1 protein-coding gene is annotated in these 401 nt (G+C 44.4%); it reads left to right on the forward strand.

Going from position 1 to position 401, the window contains the following annotated elements:
* Positions 1–77 precede the first annotated feature (77 nt).
* Positions 78–401 (forward strand): S1 RNA-binding domain-containing protein (locus A3739_RS07945; protein WP_156502461.1); only part of this gene is annotated, 324 nt, incomplete at its 3' end.

Consider the following 401-nt stretch of genomic DNA (forward strand, 5'->3'; position numbering starts at 1 on the left):
AAAGGTGTTCACAATCAACAAATGAATAATGACAACAACGAACGCAACAAGAGACTGCTGCAACAAAGGATAGTGTTTTGAGCGAAGAGTTGCTTATTAATGTTACCCCTGTTGAAACGCGTGTTGCGGTTGTAGAAAACGGGATGTTGCAAGAGGTATATATCGAGCGATCCAGTCGATTAGGGATTGTCGGTAATATCTATAAAGGCAAGGTTGTACGCGTATTGCCAGGAATGGAGGCAGCTTTTGTAGATATCGGTCTTGAGCGTGCGGCTTTTATTCATGTCTCTGACATCGTCGGGCCCGCAGAGAAAGATACTGCGCAACCTGATATTGCGCATTTGCTTCGTGAGGGTCAGCCTCTTGTTATTCAAGTCACTAAAGATCCTATAGGCACTAAG

The organism is Oleiphilus sp. HI0067 (assembly GCF_001635735.1).